This is a genomic window from Escherichia sp. WS1118 (assembly GCF_046487695.1).
GTDB lineage: Bacteria > Pseudomonadota > Gammaproteobacteria > Enterobacterales > Enterobacteriaceae > Escherichia > Escherichia coli.
The window spans coordinates 215,900-231,079 of record NZ_JBJQIZ010000010.1 but is presented as its reverse complement, the minus strand read 5'-3'; the positions used below and the strand labels follow the sequence as shown (position 1 = coordinate 231,079).

The 15,180-nt window shown below is 50.4% G+C and carries 16 protein-coding genes and 7 tRNA genes; 21 read left to right on the top strand and 2 right to left on the bottom strand.

From position 1 onward, the window contains the following. The first annotated feature begins 345 nt into the window (after positions 1–345). The 20 genes from cydA to pnuC all read left to right on the top strand — a co-directional run bounded on the left by cydA (position 346) and on the right by pnuC (position 12,223). Entirely contained in the window at positions 346–1,914 is a 1,569-nt protein-coding gene (cydA, locus tag ACJHYO_RS18155) for a cytochrome ubiquinol oxidase subunit I (protein WP_085455238.1), read from the top strand. A gap of 15 nt (positions 1,915–1,929) precedes the next feature. Next, complete coding sequence (gene cydB, locus ACJHYO_RS18150) at positions 1,930–3,069, top strand: cytochrome d ubiquinol oxidase subunit II (protein WP_000568275.1); 1,140 nt, start codon at positions 1,930–1,932, stop codon at positions 3,067–3,069. Between the two features lie 14 nt (positions 3,070–3,083). Then, positions 3,084–3,197: a cytochrome bd-I oxidase subunit CydX gene (cydX, locus tag ACJHYO_RS18145; protein WP_000270282.1), complete on the top strand. Its 114-nt coding sequence runs from the start codon at positions 3,084–3,086 to the stop codon at positions 3,195–3,197. Next, positions 3,197–3,490 carry a cyd operon protein YbgE gene (gene ybgE / locus ACJHYO_RS18140; RefSeq protein WP_000034602.1) on the top strand — a complete coding sequence of 98 codons (294 nt, stop codon included), beginning with the start codon at positions 3,197–3,199 and terminating at the stop codon, positions 3,488–3,490. The genes cydX and ybgE overlap by 1 nt, the downstream gene beginning before the upstream one ends. 149 nt (positions 3,491–3,639) lie before the next feature. Then, positions 3,640–4,044, top strand: a complete 405-nt coding sequence (gene ybgC / locus ACJHYO_RS18135) for a tol-pal system-associated acyl-CoA thioesterase (RefSeq protein WP_001098384.1) — start codon at positions 3,640–3,642, stop codon at positions 4,042–4,044. Beyond that, a complete protein-coding gene (gene tolQ, locus ACJHYO_RS18130) occupies positions 4,041–4,733 on the top strand; it encodes a Tol-Pal system protein TolQ (protein ID WP_000131310.1) in 693 nt (230 codons plus the stop codon). Before ybgC ends, tolQ begins: the two co-directional genes overlap by 4 nt. Before the next feature lie 3 nt (positions 4,734–4,736). After that, the gene (gene tolR / locus ACJHYO_RS18125; RefSeq protein WP_000090097.1) at positions 4,737–5,165 is read left to right on the top strand and encodes a colicin uptake protein TolR; all 429 of its coding nucleotides are present in this window, start codon (positions 4,737–4,739) and stop codon (positions 5,163–5,165) included. Between the two features lie 64 nt (positions 5,166–5,229). Then, positions 5,230–6,495, top strand: a complete 1,266-nt coding sequence (tolA, locus tag ACJHYO_RS18120; RefSeq protein ID WP_000030657.1) for a cell envelope integrity protein TolA — start codon at positions 5,230–5,232, stop codon at positions 6,493–6,495. Positions 6,496–6,627: 132 nt separating this feature from the next. Continuing rightward, positions 6,628–7,920: a Tol-Pal system beta propeller repeat protein TolB gene (gene tolB / locus ACJHYO_RS18115; protein ID WP_001295307.1), complete on the top strand. Its 1,293-nt coding sequence runs from the start codon at positions 6,628–6,630 to the stop codon at positions 7,918–7,920. 34 nt (positions 7,921–7,954) lie between these two features. Then, a complete protein-coding gene (pal, locus tag ACJHYO_RS18110) occupies positions 7,955–8,476 on the top strand; it encodes a peptidoglycan-associated lipoprotein Pal (protein WP_001295883.1) in 522 nt (173 codons plus the stop codon). Positions 8,477–8,485: 9 nt separating this feature from the next. Then, positions 8,486–9,277, top strand: coding sequence for a cell division protein CpoB (gene cpoB, locus ACJHYO_RS18105; protein WP_000097574.1), 792 nt, complete (start codon positions 8,486–8,488; stop codon positions 9,275–9,277). A 164-nt stretch (positions 9,278–9,441) separates the two neighbouring features. Continuing rightward, positions 9,442–9,517, top strand: a tRNA-Lys gene (locus tag ACJHYO_RS18100). 35 nt (positions 9,518–9,552) lie between these two features. Then, positions 9,553–9,628 (top strand) — tRNA-Val (locus ACJHYO_RS18095). A gap of 2 nt (positions 9,629–9,630) precedes the next feature. Beyond that, positions 9,631–9,706 (top strand) — tRNA-Lys (locus tag ACJHYO_RS18090). Between the two features lie 51 nt (positions 9,707–9,757). After that, positions 9,758–9,833 (top strand) — tRNA-Val (locus tag ACJHYO_RS18085). Between the two features lie 3 nt (positions 9,834–9,836). Continuing rightward, positions 9,837–9,912 (top strand) — tRNA-Lys (locus ACJHYO_RS18080). Positions 9,913–9,960: 48 nt separating this feature from the next. Continuing rightward, positions 9,961–10,036 (top strand) — tRNA-Lys (locus tag ACJHYO_RS18075). A 33-nt stretch (positions 10,037–10,069) separates the two neighbouring features. Next, positions 10,070–10,145 (top strand) — tRNA-Lys (locus ACJHYO_RS18070). Between the two features lie 277 nt (positions 10,146–10,422). After that, positions 10,423–11,466, top strand: a complete 1,044-nt coding sequence (gene nadA, locus ACJHYO_RS18065; protein WP_000115284.1) for a quinolinate synthase NadA — start codon at positions 10,423–10,425, stop codon at positions 11,464–11,466. 37 nt (positions 11,467–11,503) lie between these two features. Continuing rightward, a complete protein-coding gene (gene pnuC / locus ACJHYO_RS18060; RefSeq protein ID WP_000345406.1) occupies positions 11,504–12,223 on the top strand; it encodes a nicotinamide riboside transporter PnuC in 720 nt (239 codons plus the stop codon). Here the strand turns inward: pnuC and zitB are convergent. Together zitB and ACJHYO_RS18050 are read right to left on the bottom strand one after the other, a co-directional pair. After that, the gene (gene zitB, locus ACJHYO_RS18055) at positions 12,220–13,161 is read right to left on the bottom strand and encodes a CDF family zinc transporter ZitB (protein ID WP_085455239.1); all 942 of its coding nucleotides are present in this window, start codon (positions 13,159–13,161) and stop codon (positions 12,220–12,222) included. The two genes, pnuC and zitB, sit on opposite strands and share 4 nt — an antisense overlap. Positions 13,162–13,274: 113 nt before the next feature. Next, on the bottom strand, positions 13,275–13,655 hold the full coding sequence (locus ACJHYO_RS18050) for a YbgS-like family protein (RefSeq protein ID WP_000784341.1): 381 nt from the start codon (positions 13,653–13,655) through the stop codon (positions 13,275–13,277). A 315-nt stretch (positions 13,656–13,970) separates the two neighbouring features. On the opposite strand from ACJHYO_RS18050, the gene aroG reads away from it, so the two are divergent. Beyond that, the gene (gene aroG, locus ACJHYO_RS18045; RefSeq protein ID WP_410232532.1) at positions 13,971–15,023 is read left to right on the top strand and encodes a 3-deoxy-7-phosphoheptulonate synthase AroG; all 1,053 of its coding nucleotides are present in this window, start codon (positions 13,971–13,973) and stop codon (positions 15,021–15,023) included. Positions 15,024–15,180 lie beyond the last annotated feature (157 nt).

Sequence of the window (15,180 nt, the reverse complement as noted above, 5' to 3'; positions counted from 1 at the left end):
TAAATCAATTTTTAATTCTTGAAAAAAATCTGCAAAACACGATAAATTGTTGTAGATCAAATTGGTGAGATCGTGACAATTTCGCTATAAATTGATCACTGTCGAAAAATGCAAATTTGCTCAATAAAAACCTGTTTATTGTAAGGATTTTGCGGCGTAATATAATTACGGGATCAATTTGGTTTATTCATTAACACATTTGTAACTTTTTTATCATTGTCTTTTCCTCTTTTGATGAAATGGCAACGATAGAGGCGAGCAAATAATTTTGTATTGGGGCATGCGTGTGACCCTTTCTAACGGGGTTCACTCTCGGAGTCTTCATGCGATGAGCAAGGAGTCATGATGTTAGATATAGTCGAACTGTCGCGCTTACAGTTTGCCTTGACCGCGATGTACCACTTCCTTTTTGTGCCACTGACGCTCGGTATGGCGTTCCTGCTGGCCATTATGGAAACGGTCTACGTCCTTTCCGGCAAACAGATTTATAAAGATATGACCAAGTTCTGGGGCAAGTTGTTTGGTATCAACTTTGCTCTGGGTGTGGCTACCGGTCTGACCATGGAGTTCCAGTTCGGGACTAACTGGTCTTACTATTCCCACTATGTAGGGGATATCTTCGGTGCGCCGCTGGCAATCGAAGGTCTGATGGCCTTCTTCCTCGAATCCACCTTTGTAGGTCTGTTCTTCTTCGGTTGGGATCGTCTGGGTAAAGTTCAGCATATGTGTGTCACCTGGCTGGTGGCGCTCGGTTCAAACCTGTCCGCACTGTGGATTCTGGTTGCAAACGGCTGGATGCAAAACCCAATCGCGTCCGATTTCAACTTTGAAACTATGCGTATGGAGATGGTGAGCTTCTCCGAGCTGGTGCTTAACCCGGTTGCTCAGGTGAAATTCGTTCACACCGTAGCTTCTGGTTATGTGACTGGCGCGATGTTCATCCTCGGTATCAGCGCATGGTATATGCTGAAAGGTCGTGACTTCGCCTTCGCTAAACGCTCCTTTGCTATCGCTGCCAGCTTCGGTATGGCTGCCGTTCTGTCTGTTATTGTTCTGGGTGATGAATCCGGTTACGAAATGGGCGACGTGCAGAAAACCAAACTGGCTGCTATCGAAGCCGAGTGGGAAACGCAACCTGCACCTGCTGCCTTTACTCTGTTCGGCATTCCTGATCAGGAAGAGGAGACGAACAAATTTGCGATCCAGATCCCTTACGCGCTGGGCATCATTGCAACGCGTTCCGTGGATACTCCAGTTATCGGCCTGAAAGAACTGATGGTGCAGCATGAAGAACGCATTCGTAACGGGATGAAGGCGTACTCTCTGCTCGAACAACTGCGTTCTGGTTCTACCGACCAGGCCGTTCGTGACCAGTTCAATAGCATGAAGAAAGATCTCGGTTACGGTCTGCTGCTGAAACGCTATACGCCAAACGTGGCTGATGCGACTGAAGCTCAGATTCAACAGGCAACCAAAGACTCCATTCCGCGTGTAGCGCCGCTGTACTTCGCGTTCCGTATCATGGTGGCGTGTGGCTTCCTGCTGCTGGCAATCATTGCGCTCTCTTTCTGGAGTGTCATCCGCAACCGCATTGGCGAGAAAAAATGGCTGCTGCGCGCCGCGCTGTACGGTATTCCGCTGCCGTGGATTGCTGTAGAAGCGGGCTGGTTCGTGGCTGAATATGGCCGCCAACCGTGGGCTATCGGTGAAGTGCTGCCGACAGCTGTGGCGAACTCGTCACTGACCGCAGGCGATCTCATCTTCTCAATGGTGCTGATTTGCGGCCTGTATACCCTGTTCCTGGTGGCAGAATTGTTCTTAATGTTCAAGTTTGCACGCCTCGGCCCAAGCAGCCTGAAAACCGGTCGCTATCACTTTGAGCCGTCTTCCACGACTACTCAGCCGGCACGCTAAGACAGGAGTCGTCAAATGATCGATTATGAAGTATTGCGTTTTATCTGGTGGCTGCTGGTTGGCGTTCTGCTAATTGGTTTTGCAGTCACTGACGGTTTCGACATGGGGGTGGGCATGCTCACCCGTTTCCTCGGTCGTAACGACACCGAGCGTCGAATTATGATTAACTCCATCGCACCACACTGGGACGGTAACCAGGTTTGGCTGATCACCGCAGGCGGCGCACTGTTTGCTGCCTGGCCGATGGTCTATGCCGCTGCGTTCTCCGGCTTCTATGTGGCGATGATCCTCGTGCTGGCGTCTTTGTTCTTCCGTCCGGTCGGTTTTGACTACCGCTCCAAGATTGAAGAAACCCGCTGGCGTAACATGTGGGACTGGGGCATCTTCATTGGTAGCTTCGTTCCGCCGCTGGTGATTGGTGTAGCGTTCGGTAACCTGTTGCAGGGCGTACCATTCAACGTTGATGAATATCTGCGTCTGTACTACACCGGTAACTTCTTCCAGCTGCTTAACCCGTTCGGCCTGCTGGCAGGTGTGGTGAGCGTAGGGATGATCATTACTCAGGGCGCAACCTATCTGCAAATGCGTACCGTGGGCGAACTGCACCTGCGTACCCGTGCAACGGCTCAGGTGGCGGCACTGGTGACGCTGGTCTGCTTCGCACTGGCTGGCGTATGGGTGATGTACGGTATCGATGGTTATGTCGTGAAATCGACAATGGACCATTACGCAGCCTCTAACCCGCTGAATAAAGAAGTGGTTCGTGAAGCGGGCGCATGGCTGGTTAACTTCAACAACACGCCAATTCTGTGGGCTATTCCGGCACTGGGTGTGGTTCTGCCGCTGCTGACCATCCTGACTGCACGTATGGATAAAGCCGCGTGGGCGTTTGTATTCTCCTCCCTGACGCTGGCCTGCATCATCCTGACTGCCGGTATCGCAATGTTCCCGTTTGTGATGCCGTCCAGCACCATGATGAACGCAAGTCTGACAATGTGGGATGCAACTTCCAGCCAGCTGACGCTTAACGTCATGACCTGGGTTGCGGTGGTTCTGGTACCGATCATTCTGCTCTACACCGCCTGGTGTTACTGGAAAATGTTCGGTCGTATCACCAAAGAAGATATTGAACGTAACACCCACTCTCTGTACTAAGTAAGGAGCTAAAAATGTGGTATTTCGCATGGATTCTGGGAACGCTTCTTGCCTGTTCGTTTGGGGTAATCACCGCGCTGGCGCTTGAGCACGTCGAATCAGGCAAAGCCGGTCAAGAAGACATCTGATGAGTAAGATTATCGCAACCTTGTATGCGGTAATGGACAAGCGCCCCCTGCGGGCGCTTTCCTTCGTGATGGCACTTCTGTTAGCAGGATGTATGTTTTGGGACCCATCACGTTTCGCCGCGAAGACCAGTGAACTGGAAATCTGGCATGGTTTACTGCTGATGTGGGCCGTCTGTGCTGGTGTGATTCACGGCGTGGGCTTTCGTCCGCAGAAGGTTCTCTGGCAAGGGATTTTTTGCCCATTGCTTGCCGATATTGTTCTCATTGTCGGGCTGATTTTCTTCTTCTTTTAAATCAGAATTCTCTTTAAAAATTTATGGGCCGAGTCAGGCCCATAAATTTTTACGCTCCCTTAACTTGCCCTCATTCCCAAACCTCAATCGCGCGCGTATAGTAGCAGCGTTTAAAAGCTCTAACTTTTGTTGCATTACCGGGATGTAAAGTGAATACAACGCTGTTTCGATGGCCGGTTCGTGTCTACTATGAAGATACCGATGCCGGTGGTGTGGTGTACCACGCCAGTTACGTCGCTTTTTATGAAAGAGCACGCACAGAGATGCTGCGTCATCATCATTTCAGTCAACAGGCGCTGATGGCTGAACGCGTTGCCTTTGTGGTACGTAAAATGACGGTGGAATATTACGCACCTGCGCGGCTCGACGATATGCTCGAAATACAGACTGAAATAACATCAATGCGTGGCACCTCTTTGGTTTTCACGCAACGTATTGTCAACGCCGAGAATACTTTGTTGAATGAAGCAGAGGTTCTGGTTGTTTGCGTTGACCCACTCAAAATGAAGCCTCGTGCGCTTCCCAAGTCTATTGTCGCGGAGTTTAAGCAGTGACTGACATGAATATCCTTGATTTGTTCCTGAAGGCTAGCCTTCTGGTTAAACTTATCATGTTGATTTTGATTGGTTTTTCAATCGCATCCTGGGCCATTATTATCCAGCGGACCCGTATTCTTAACGCAGCGGCGCGCGAAGCCGAAGCGTTTGAAGATAAATTCTGGTCTGGAATCGAACTCTCTCGCCTCTATCAAGAGAGCCAGGGGAAACGGGATAATCTGAGCGGTTCGGAACAAATCTTTTACAGCGGCTTCAAAGAGTTTGTGCGCCTGCATCGTGCCAATAGCCATGCGCCGGAAGCCGTAGTGGAAGGGGCGTCGCGTGCGATGCGTATTTCCATGAATCGTGAACTTGAAAATCTGGAAACGCACATTCCGTTCCTCGGTACGGTTGGCTCCATCAGCCCGTATATTGGTCTGTTTGGTACGGTCTGGGGGATCATGCACGCCTTTATCGCCCTCGGGGCGGTAAAACAAGCAACACTGCAAATGGTTGCGCCCGGTATCGCAGAAGCGTTGATTGCGACGGCAATTGGTTTGTTCGCCGCAATTCCGGCGGTAATGGCTTATAACCGCCTAAACCAGCGCGTAAACAAACTGGAACTGAATTACGACAACTTTATGGAAGAGTTTACCGCGATTCTGCACCGCCAGGCGTTTACCGTTAGCGAGAGCAACAAGGGGTAAGCCATGGCCAGAGCGCGTGGACGAGGTCGTCGCGATCTCAAGTCCGAAATCAACATTGTACCGTTGCTGGACGTACTGCTGGTGCTGTTGCTGATCTTTATGGCGACAGCGCCCATCATCACCCAGAGCGTGGAGGTCGATCTGCCAGACGCTACTGAATCACAGGCGGTGAGCAGTAACGATAATCCGCCAGTGATTGTTGAAGTGTCTGGTATTGGTCAGTACACCGTGGTGGTTGAGAAAGATCGTCTGGAGCGTTTACCACCAGAGCAGGTGGTGGCGGAAGTGTCCAGCCGTTTCAAGGCCAACCCGAAAACGGTCTTTCTGATCGGTGGCGCAAAAGATGTGCCTTACGATGAAATAATTAAAGCACTGAACTTGTTACATAGTGCGGGTGTGAAATCGGTTGGTTTAATGACGCAGCCTATCTAAACATCTGCGTTTCCCTTGCTTGAAAGAGAGCGGGTAACAGGCGAACAGTTTTTGGAAACCGAGAGTGTCAAAGGCAACCGAACAAAACGACAAGCTCAAGCGGGCGATAATTATTTCAGCAGTGCTGCATGTCATCTTATTTGCGGCGCTGATCTGGAGTTCGTTCGATGAGAATATAGAAGCTTCAGCCGGAGGCGGCGGTGGTTCGTCCATCGACGCTGTCATGGTTGATTCAGGTGCGGTAGTTGAACAGTACAAACGTATGCAAAGCCAGGAATCAAGCGCGAAGCGTTCTGATGAGCAGCGCAAGATGAAGGAGCAGCAGGCTGCTGAAGAACTGCGTGAGAAACAAGCGGCTGAACAGGAACGCCTGAAGCAACTTGAGAAAGAGCGGTTAGCGGCTCAGGAGCAGAAAAAGCAGGCTGAAGAAGCCGCAAAACAGGCCGAGTTAAAGCAGAAGCAAGCGGAAGAGGCGGCAGCGAAAGCGGCGGCAGATGCTAAAGCGAAGGCCGAAGCGGATGCTAAAGCTGCGGAAGAAGCAGCGAAGAAAGCGGCGGCAGACGCGAAGAAAAAAGCAGAAGCAGAAGCCGCCAAAGCCGCAGTCGAAGCGCAGAAAAAAGCCGAGGCTGCTGCTGCGGCGCTGAAGAAGAAAGCTGAAGCGGCAGAAGCAGCTGCAGCTGAAGCAAGAAAGAAAGCGGCAACCGAAGCTGCTGAAAAAGCCAAGGCAGAAGCTGAGAAGAAAGCGGCTGCTGAAAAGGCTGCAGCTGATAAGAAAGCGGCAGCAGAGAAAGCGGCAGCCGACAAAAAAGCAGCAGAAAAAGCGGCTGCTGAAAAGGCAGCAGCTGATAAGAAAGCAGCGGCAGAAAAAGCCGCCGCAGACAAAAAAGCGGCAGCAGCAAAAGCAGCAGCTGAAAAAGCCGCTGCAGCAAAAGCTGCCGCAGAGGCAGATGATATTTTCGGTGAGCTAAGCTCTGGTAAGAATGCACCGAAAACGGGGGGAGGGGCGAAAGGGAACAATGCTTCGCCTGCCGGGAGTGGTAATACTAAAAACAATGGCGCATCAGGGGCCGATATCAATAACTATGCCGGGCAGATTAAATCTGCTATCGAAAGTAAGTTCTATGACGCATCGTCCTATGCAGGCAAAACCTGTACGCTGCGCATAAAACTGGCACCCGATGGTATGTTACTGGATATCAAACCTGAAGGTGGCGATCCCGCACTTTGTCAAGCTGCGTTGGCAGCAGCTAAACTTGCGAAGATCCCGAAACCACCAAGCCAGGCAGTATATGAAGTGTTCAAAAACGCGCCATTGGACTTCAAACCGTAATCGCGATGTTGACTGTTCCGACGGTCAACATCAGGCACCGGTTGCCACGGGGTTCTGGTAGTTTTGTGTATTTTAGTTTGTTAACATTCTGCTAAATTATCGTGGGCCATCGGTCCAGATAAGGGAGATATGATGAAGCAGGCATTACGAGTAGCATTTGGTTTTCTCATACTGTGGGCATCAGTTCTGCATGCTGAAGTCCGCATTGTGATCGACAGCGGTGTAGATTCCGGTCGTCCTATTGGTGTTGTTCCTTTCCAGTGGGCGGGGCCTGGTGCGGCACCTGAAGATATTGGCGGCATCGTTGCTGCTGACTTGCGTAACAGCGGTAAATTTAATCCGTTAGATCGTGCTCGTCTGCCACAGCAGCCGGGTAGTGCGCAGGAAGTACAACCAGCTGCATGGTCCGCGCTGGGCATTGACGCTGTGGTTGTCGGTCAGGTCACTCCGAATCCGGATGGTTCTTACAATGTTGCTTATCAACTTGTTGACACTGGCGGCGCACCGGGTACTGTACTTGCTCAGAACTCGTACAAAGTGAACAAGCAGTGGCTGCGTTATGCTGGTCATACCGCCAGTGACGAAGTATTTGAAAAACTGACCGGTATTAAAGGTGCGTTCCGTACCCGTATTGCCTACGTTGTTCAGACTAACGGCGGTCAGTTCCCGTATGAACTGCGCGTATCTGACTATGACGGTTACAACCAGTTTGTCGTTCACCGTTCACCGCAACCGCTGATGTCTCCGGCGTGGTCACCAGACGGTTCTAAACTGGCTTATGTGACCTTCGAAAGCGGTCGTTCCGCGCTGGTTATTCAGACGCTGGCAAATGGCGCTGTACGTCAGGTGGCTTCATTCCCGCGTCACAACGGTGCACCTGCATTCTCGCCAGACGGCAGCAAACTGGCATTCGCCTTGTCGAAAACCGGTAGCCTGAACCTGTACGTAATGGATTTGGCTTCTGGTCAGATCCGCCAGGTAACTGATGGTCGCAGTAACAATACCGAACCGACCTGGTTCCCGGACAGCCAGAACCTGGCATTTACTTCTGACCAGGCCGGTCGTCCGCAGGTTTATAAAGTGAATATCAACGGCGGTGCGCCACAACGTATTACCTGGGAAGGTTCGCAGAACCAGGATGCGGATGTCAGCAGCGACGGTAAATTTATGGTAATGGTCAGCTCCAACGGTGGGCAGCAGCACATTGCCAAACAAGATCTGGCAACGGGAGGCGTACAAGTTCTGTCGTCCACGTTCCTGGATGAAACGCCAAGTCTGGCACCTAACGGCACTATGGTAATCTACAGCTCTTCTCAGGGGATGGGATCCGTGCTGAATTTGGTTTCTACAGATGGGCGTTTCAAAGCGCGTCTTCCGGCAACTGATGGACAGGTCAAATTCCCTGCCTGGTCGCCGTATCTGTGATAATAATTAATTGAATAGTAAAGGAATCATTGAAATGCAACTGAACAAAGTGCTGAAAGGGCTGATGATTGCTCTGCCTGTTATGGCAATTGCGGCATGTTCTTCCAACAAGAACGCCAGCAATGACGGCAGCGAAGGCATGCTGGGTGCCGGCACTGGTATGGATGCGAACGGCGGCAACGGCAACATGTCTTCCGAAGAGCAGGCTCGTCTGCAAATGCAACAGCTGCAGCAGAACAACATCGTTTACTTCGATCTGGACAAGTACGATATCCGTTCTGACTTCGCTCAAATGCTGGATGCACACGCAAACTTCCTGCGTAGCAACCCGTCTTACAAAGTCACCGTAGAAGGTCACGCGGACGAACGTGGTACTCCGGAATACAACATCTCCCTGGGTGAACGTCGTGCGAACGCTGTTAAGATGTATCTGCAGGGTAAAGGCGTTTCTGCTGACCAGATCTCCATCGTTTCTTACGGTAAAGAAAAACCTGCAGTACTGGGTCATGACGAAGCGGCGTATGCCAAAAACCGTCGTGCGGTACTGGTTTACTAAGAGAATTGCATGAGCAGTAACTTCAGACATCAACTATTGAGTCTGTCGTTACTGGTTGGTATAGCGGCCCCTTGGGCCGCTTTTGCTCAGGCACCAATCAGTAGTGTCGGCTCAGGCTCGGTCGAAGACCGCGTCACTCAACTTGAGCGTATTTCTAATGCTCACAGCCAGCTTTTAACCCAACTCCAGCAACAACTCTCTGATAATCAATCCGATATTGATTCCCTGCGTGGTCAGATTCAGGAAAATCAGTATCAACTGAATCAGGTCGTGGAGCGGCAAAAGCAGATCCTGTTGCAGATCGACAGCCTCAGCAGCGGTGGTGCAGCGGCGCAATCAACCAGCGGCGATCAAAGCGGTGTGGCGGCATCAACGACGCCGACAGCTGATGCTGGTACTGCGAATGCTGGCGCGCCGGTGAAAAGCGGTGATGCAAACACGGATTACAATGCAGCTATTGCGCTGGTGCAGGATAAATCCCGCCAGGATGACGCAATGGTGGCATTTCAGAATTTCATCAAAAATTACCCTGATTCAACTTACCTGCCAAACGCCAATTATTGGCTGGGTCAGTTAAACTACAACAAGGGTAAAAAAGATGATGCGGCGTATTATTTTGCTTCGGTAGTGAAAAACTATCCGAAGTCACCGAAGGCTGCAGATGCGATGTTTAAAGTCGGCGTCATCATGCAGGACAAAGGTGACACCGCAAAAGCGAAAGCCGTATACCAGCAGGTTATCAGTAAATACCCTGGTACTGATGGCGCTAAACAGGCGCAAAAACGTCTGAACGCGATGTAATGCATAACACACGACCAGAAGTCGCATTATTTCTGGTCGTGTCGTGCGAATCATAAGCAGTTGAGTGATCTACATCGAAATTTTTGTTGCGCTCAAGTCTGAAATCAGTAATATATGCCGCCGTTGCCACGGGATATCAAACAAACCGAAAGCAACGAAAAAGTGGGTCGTTAGCTCAGTTGGTAGAGCAGTTGACTTTTAATCAATTGGTCGCAGGTTCGAATCCTGCACGACCCACCACTAACATAGTTAGTTGTAGTATCCAGCGTAGTATCGGGTGATTAGCTCAGCTGGGAGAGCACCTCCCTTACAAGGAGGGGGTCGGCGGTTCGATCCCGTCATCACCCACCACCGGGTCGTTAGCTCAGTTGGTAGAGCAGTTGACTTTTAATCAATTGGTCGCAGGTTCGAATCCTGCACGACCCACCACTGATTACGGTGGGTTCGGTGGAAGTAGTTTGTAGTATCCAGCGCAGTATCGGGTGATTAGCTCAGCTGGGAGAGCACCTCCCTTACAAGGAGGGGGTCGGCGGTTCGATCCCGTCATCACCCACCACTCGGGTCGTTAGCTCAGTTGGTAGAGCAGTTGACTTTTAATCAATTGGTCGCAGGTTCGAATCCTGCACGACCCACCAATTTTAAACATTGGTTCCGAGTAGAAATCTTTCAGGTAACACCCGTATGGGTCGTTAGCTCAGTTGGTAGAGCAGTTGACTTTTAATCAATTGGTCGCAGGTTCGAATCCTGCACGACCCACCATCCTGAATGATTAAAGCAGCATAATCCCGCAAGGGGTCGTTAGCTCAGTTGGTAGAGCAGTTGACTTTTAATCAATTGGTCGCAGGTTCGAATCCTGCACGACCCACCAATGCAAAAAAGCGCCCTAAAGGCGCTTTTTTGCTATTCAGGCATCTCTCAATTTCAATTCTTGACCCTGATGACATACTCCGCGTTTGCTGCGTAAACAACTCTACGTCGGAGGAATAAGACGCAAAGTGTGGCATTCGGCATCTCATACGTAATTCGAGTGACTTTTCTCCACCATTCGACTATCTTGTTTAGCATATAAAACAAATTACGCCGATAATAGCGAATATCACGCTTAAGTCGGTTTTAACGTTAAGCCTGTAAAACGAGATGGTAAGATGAGCGTGATGTTTGATCCAGACACGGCGATTTATCCTTTCCCCCCGAAGCCGACGCCGTTAAGCATTGATGAAAAAGCGTATTACCGCGAGAAGATAAAACGTCTACTAAAAGAACGTAATGCGGTGATGGTTGCCCACTACTATACCGATCCCGAAATTCAACAACTGGCAGAAGAAACCGGTGGCTGTATTTCTGATTCTCTGGAAATGGCGCGCTTCGGTGCAAAGCATCCCGCTTCTACGTTGTTAGTTGCTGGGGTGAGATTTATGGGAGAAACCGCCAAAATTCTCAGTCCGGAAAAAACAATTCTGATGCCGACACTTCAGGCTGAATGTTCACTGGATCTCGGCTGCCCTGTTGAAGAATTTAACGCATTTTGCGATGCCCATCCCGATCGTACTGTCGTCGTCTACGCCAACACTTCTGCTGCGGTAAAAGCGCGCGCAGATTGGGTGGTAACTTCAAGCATTGCCGTCGAACTTATTGATCATCTGGATAGTTTGGGTGAAAAAATCATCTGGGCACCTGACAAACATCTGGGGCGTTACGTGCAAAAACAGACGGGCGCAGACATTTTATGCTGGCAGGGTGCCTGCATTGTGCATGATGAATTTAAGACTCAAGCGTTAACCCGCTTGCAAGAAGAATACCCGGATGCTGCCATACTGGTGCATCCAGAATCACCGCAAGCTATTGTAGAGATGGCGGATGCGGTCGGTTCCACCAGTCAACTGATCGCTGCTGCGAAAACATTGCCACATCAGCGGCTTATCGTGGCAACCGATCGGGGCATTTTCTACAAAATGCAGCAGGCGGTGCCAGATAAAGAGTTACTGGAAGCACCAACCGCGGGTGAGGGCGCAACCTGTCGCAGCTGCGCGCATTGCCCGTGGATGGCCATGAATGGCCTTCAGGCCATCGCAGAGGCATTAGAACTGGAAGGAAGCAATCACGAGGTTTATGTTGATGAAAGGCTGCGAGAGAGGGCGCTGGTGCCGCTCAATCGTATGCTGGATTTTGCGGCTACACTACGTGGATAATTGATAATGAGGCGTCACATTACGCTTTGGGGGAACGATGGATTTTTTTAGTGTGCAGAATATCCTGGTACATATACCAATAGGGGCAGGCGGTTATGATCTCTCATGGATCGAAGCGGTAGGCACGATCGCCGGGTTGCTGTGTATTGGCCTTGCCAGTCTGGAGAAGATCAGTAACTACTTCTTTGGCCTGATCAACGTCACCTTGTTTGGCATTATTTTCTTTCAGATTCAGCTGTATGCCAGCCTGCTATTACAGGTGTTTTTCTTTGCCGCGAATATTTACGGCTGGTATGCGTGGTCGCGACAAACCAGTCAGAACGAGGCGGAGTTGAAAATTCGCTGGTTGCCATTGCCGAAGGCGCTAAGCTGGTTGGCGGTTTGCGTTGTTTCGATTGGTCTGATGACGGTATTTATCAATCCGGTGTTTGCATTTTTGACCCGCGTGGCAGTCATGATCATGCAAGCATTAGGATTACAGGTTGCGATGCCTGAACTACAGCCGGACGCTTTCCCGTTCTGGGATTCATGCATGATGGTGTTATCTATCGTGGCAATGATTCTGATGACGCGTAAGTATGTGGAAAACTGGCTGTTGTGGGTGATTATTAACGTGATTAGCGTCGTTATTTTTGCACTTCAGGGCGTTTACGCCATGTCTCTGGAGTACATCATCCTGACCTTTATTGCCCTCAACGGCAGCCGGATGTGGATCAACAGCGCACGCGAAAGAGGTTCACGCGCGCTGTCCCATTAATGGTGATGATGTGAATGGCCAGACACCCCTTCATTCAGGTGGCAGTCTGGCCCATGACAAGGTTGATATTCCATCTGAATAGTGGCGTGCTCAATCTGATAGTGATCCATCAGGTAGTGTTGGATCTGATCTAACAAGGCATCGTGATCGTGTGGCGGGATCACCTGCACATGCAGCGTTATCACCGGCTTCTCGCCTACCATCCATACATGTACATGGTGCACATTGCGGACTTCCGGGATTTCCCGGCACATACGACGCTTCAGTTCGGCGATATCCAGCGATACCGGTGCACCTTCAAGTAATTCATTCACGCTATCTTTCAACAGTCGCCACGCGCTACGCAGAACCAGAAGCGACACCAGTATTGAGAGAATGGGGTCAGCAGGTGTCCAGCCGGTCCAGATAATAATCAACGCGGCAATAATAGCCCCAACCGAACCCAGCAGGTCCCCGAGCACATGCAGTGCCGCTGCTCGCACGTTGAGGTTTTTCTCTTCGCTGCCGTGATGAAGTAACCAGAAAGAAAGTATATTTGCCAGCAGCCCAGCCACGGCAATTGCCATCATCATGCCGCCCTCGACCGGACGCGGTGTGCGGAAGCGTTCTATCGCCTCCCAGACAATCAAAATGGTAATCACCACCAGGGCGATAGCATTCACAAATGCTGCGAGCGTGGTCAATCTTAGCCAACCGAAAGTGTGGCGAATGGTGGGAGGTCGACGTGAAAATTGCACGGCGAGTAGGGCGAAAAGCAGGGCGGCAGTATCGGTCAACATATGACCCGCATCGGCCAGCAATGCCAGAGAACCGGAAAGAAAACCGCCAATGACTTCTACGAGCATAAACCCGGCAGTCACGCCGAAAGCATACAACAAGCGACGAGCATTATTATCTTCTGGCAGGTGTGAGGAAGCGTGTGAGTGTGAGTGCGCCATGACGAGTCATCCCTTAATTATTCTCACTTAACTTTATGACATCATACTGCTTGTAGAAGGGAAAAATTAAAAGGGAGAGACTCCGCTCTCCCATTATTGGCTATTTTGCAGGGTTACTGCGTGGTACCGTCGGTTTTGGTATCGACATCATTATTGATGCCATCACCAGTTTGTACCTTTTTATTGATATCCGGGCAGCGACCATCTTTACACATGGTGTTCTTGTGCTCTTCATCTTTGGTCATGCCGTCATTGTTCATTGAAGAACCATCCGGATGCAGCATTGTGCCGTCGGAACCGGTATTTACCCCGTTATTGTCGACGTTATTTGGCGCGACATTTTCACGGGCGTCAGGGGCTACCTGGCCCGCATCAGCTGCGGCGTTTGCCTGGCCGTTATTGCTTTGCGCTCCGCTATCGGCAGCCAGTGCGGCACCGCTGGCAAGGCTTAGAGTGGCAGTCAAAAATAGTGTGGCCAGTTTTGTCATTTTCATAGGATGCTCCTGTTATGGTCGTTATGTCGGATAACCTCTTCCAACAGTGCATTTGCAGGTGAATATCAGGCATTGGTTTAAGATTTCAGCCAGCTTATGAAACGCAGCAGAGAATCTTGAAATAATTAACAAACAAAGGAGTTACAGTTAGAAATTGTAGGAGAGATCTCGTTTTTCGCGACAATCTGGCGTTTTTCTTGCTAATTCCAGGATTAATCCGTTCATAGTGTAAAACCCCGTTTACACATTCTGACGGAAGATATAGATTGGAAGTATTGCATTCACTAAGATAAGTATGGCAACACTGGAACAGACATGAATTATCAGAACGACGATTTACGCATCAAAGAAATCAAAGAGTTACTTCCTCCTGTCGCATTGCTGGAAAAATTCCCCGCTACTGAAAATGCCGCGAATACGGTCGCCCATGCCCGAAAAGCGATCCATAAGATCCTGAAAGGTAATGATGATCGCCTGTTGGTGGTGATTGGCCCATGCTCAATTCATGATCCTGTCGCGGCTAAAGAGTATGCCACTCGCTTGCTGGCGCTGCGTGAAGAGCTGAAAGATGAGCTGGAAATCGTAATGCGCGTCTATTTTGAAAAGCCGCGTACCACGGTGGGCTGGAAAGGGCTGATTAACGATCCGCATATGGATAACAGCTTCCAGATCAACGACGGTCTGCGTATTGCCCGTAAATTGCTGCTTGATATTAACGACAGCGGTCTGCCAGCGGCGGGTGAGTTTCTCGATATGATCACCCCACAATATCTCGCTGACCTGATGAGCTGGGGCGCAATTGGTGCACGTACCACCGAATCGCAGGTGCACCGCGAACTGGCGTCTGGTCTTTCTTGTCCGGTAGGTTTCAAAAATGGCACTGATGGTACGATTAAAGTGGCTATCGATGCCATTAATGCCGCCGGTGCGCCGCACTGCTTCTTTTCAGTGACCAAATGGGGTCATTCGGCGATTGTGAATACCAGCGGTAACGGCGATTGCCATATCATTCTGCGCGGTGGTAAAGAGCCTAACTACAGCGCGAAGCACGTTGCTGAAGTGAAAGAAGGGCTGAACAAAGCAGGCCTGCCAGCACAGGTGATGATCGATTTCAGCCATGCTAACTCGTCGAAACAATTCAAAAAGCAGATGGATGTTTGTGCTGACGTTTGCCAGCAGATTGCCGGTGGCGAAAAGGCCATTATTGGCGTGATGGTGGAAAGCCATCTGGTGGAAGGCAATCAGAGCCTCGAGAGCGGGGAACCGCTGGCCTACGGTAAGAGCATCACCGATGCCTGCATTGGCTGGGATGATACCGATGCTCTGTTACGTCAACTGGCGAATGCAGTAAACGCGCGTCGCGGGTAAAGTTTAATTGTCGGATGCGCCGTCAGAGTGGCGTATCCGATTAATCACCGGAGGCCTGATAAAACGCGCAGCGTCGCATCAGGCAATGTGCTCCATTGGTAGCAACGAAAAATAAAAAAGCCGACTCATTTTGCAGTCGGCTTTCTCATTTTTAAGC

What these genes read in the sequence shown, in the direction of transcription:
- pal (WP_001295883.1), top strand. Translation starts at nt 7,955, where the DNA reads ATGCAACTGAACAAAGTGCTGAAAGGGCTGATGATTGCTCTGCCTGTT.
- nadA (WP_000115284.1), top strand. Translation starts at nt 10,423, where the DNA reads ATGAGCGTGATGTTTGATCCAGACACGGCGATTTATCCTTTCCCCCCG.
- ybgE (WP_000034602.1), top strand. Translation starts at nt 3,197, where the DNA reads ATGAGTAAGATTATCGCAACCTTGTATGCGGTAATGGACAAGCGCCCC.
- aroG (WP_410232532.1), top strand. Translation starts at nt 13,971, where the DNA reads ATGAATTATCAGAACGACGATTTACGCATCAAAGAAATCAAAGAGTTA.
- cydA (WP_085455238.1), top strand. Translation starts at nt 346, where the DNA reads ATGTTAGATATAGTCGAACTGTCGCGCTTACAGTTTGCCTTGACCGCG.
- pnuC (WP_000345406.1), top strand. Translation starts at nt 11,504, where the DNA reads ATGGATTTTTTTAGTGTGCAGAATATCCTGGTACATATACCAATAGGG.
- tolB (WP_001295307.1), top strand. Translation starts at nt 6,628, where the DNA reads ATGAAGCAGGCATTACGAGTAGCATTTGGTTTTCTCATACTGTGGGCA.
- ACJHYO_RS18050 (WP_000784341.1), bottom strand. Translation starts at nt 13,655, where the DNA reads ATGAAAATGACAAAACTGGCCACACTATTTTTGACTGCCACTCTAAGC.
- cydB (WP_000568275.1), top strand. Translation starts at nt 1,930, where the DNA reads ATGATCGATTATGAAGTATTGCGTTTTATCTGGTGGCTGCTGGTTGGC.
- cpoB (WP_000097574.1), top strand. Translation starts at nt 8,486, where the DNA reads ATGAGCAGTAACTTCAGACATCAACTATTGAGTCTGTCGTTACTGGTT.
- cydX (WP_000270282.1), top strand. Translation starts at nt 3,084, where the DNA reads ATGTGGTATTTCGCATGGATTCTGGGAACGCTTCTTGCCTGTTCGTTT.
- zitB (WP_085455239.1), bottom strand. Translation starts at nt 13,161, where the DNA reads ATGGCGCACTCACACTCACACGCTTCCTCACACCTGCCAGAAGATAAT.
- tolR (WP_000090097.1), top strand. Translation starts at nt 4,737, where the DNA reads ATGGCCAGAGCGCGTGGACGAGGTCGTCGCGATCTCAAGTCCGAAATC.